We start from the raw sequence: 1,312 nt of genomic DNA, 5'->3' as shown, positions 1-1,312 counted from the left end.
TGAATCGCCCCGGGTTTTGTGGAGGCCGTTTCGTTTAAGTCAGGCCGCCATGGCCTGACCTGCTTGTTGCTGGTGGAAGTTTGCCTCAGCCTCCGCAGGCGGGATATATCCGATTGAGCTCAGCAGGCGTTGGTGGTTGTACCAGTGCACCCATTTCAAAGTCGCCATTTCGACGGCTTCGCGGCTCTTCCATGACTGACGGTAAATCAGCTCGGCCTTGTACAACCCGTTGATGGTTTCGGCCAAGGCGTTGTCGTAGCTGTCTCCCTTGCTGCCAACCGAAGGCTCAATGCCGGCCTCTGCCAGCCGTTCGGTATAGCGGATCGAGACGTACTGGCTTCCACGGTCGCTGTGATGGATCAGACCACCCGAGCAATGCGGCTGACGGGCATACAAGGCTTGCTCTAGGGCATCCAGTACGAAGTCTGTCTTCATGCTGGTACTGACTCGCCAGCCGACGATCCGCCGTGCAAAGACGTCGATCACGAACGCCACGTACAGCCAGCCCTGCCAGGTCGATACATAGGTGAAGTCCGACACCCACAACTGGTTCGGGCGGTCGGCATGGAACTGGCGTTGGACACGATCCAGCGGGCAAAGGGCCTTGTCGCCGGCCACCGTTGTCTGCACGATCTGGCCACGTCTAATGCCCTGCAATCCGGCCCGACGCATTAACCGCTCCACCGTGCATCTGGCGACCTCGATGCCTTCTCGCCGCAGCTGCTTCCAGACCTTCACCGCGCCATAGCACTGCATATTGGCATCCCACACTCGCTGGATTTCCAGGGTCAATGCGTCATCGCGCTGAGCACGACAACAGCGCAGTGCCGGGTTGCGCTGTTGAGCCACGTGCCTGCGGTAACCGGACGGGGCGATCTGCAACACGCGGCAGATCGACTCGACCCCGAGACGGTCACGATGCTGATCGACAAACGCCCTCAGGACTTGGTGCGGCGGTCGAGCTCCGCCTGGGCAAAATACGCACTGGCCAGGCGCAATATCTCGTTTGCCTTACGCAGTTCGCGGTTTTCGCGCTCTAGGGCTCTGATGCGCTCGCGCTCTTCACTGGTCTGACCGGGGCGCTGCCCCGCATCGGTCTGCTGGCGACGAATCCAGCCATGCAGGGTTTGCGCGGCACAGCCAATCTTCGGAGCGATGGCCTCAATGGCTGCCCACTCGGACGGATAGTCGTTCAGGTGTTCCAGAACCATGCGCACAGCACGCTCACGGACTTCAGGGGAGTAGGTAGTAGTCTTTCTCATGGCCTCATCTTCTCAAGAGTTGAGGCCTCCACGAAACCCGGGGTGATTCA

At 60.1% G+C, this 1,312-nt stretch carries 1 protein-coding gene and 1 other annotated feature; the gene reads right to left on the bottom strand.

The features are described from left to right. Positions 1-39: 39 nt before the first annotated feature. A protein-coding gene (locus EA795_RS20570) for an IS3-like element ISPst4 family transposase (RefSeq protein ID WP_076611849.1) occupies positions 40-1,262 on the bottom strand; the annotation gives its coding sequence in 2 pieces (ribosomal slippage) (positions 40-977 and positions 977-1,262; 1,224 coding nt in all). Further along, positions 868-984 (bottom strand) — a sequence feature (AL1L pseudoknot). Its footprint overlaps the gene before it by 117 nt. Positions 1,263-1,312: the final 50 nt, after the last annotated feature.

Source organism: Stutzerimonas nitrititolerans (assembly GCF_003696285.1).
Classification (GTDB): Bacteria; Pseudomonadota; Gammaproteobacteria; order Pseudomonadales; family Pseudomonadaceae; genus Stutzerimonas; species Stutzerimonas nitrititolerans.
This window is presented reverse-complemented; position numbering and strand designations above follow the sequence as displayed.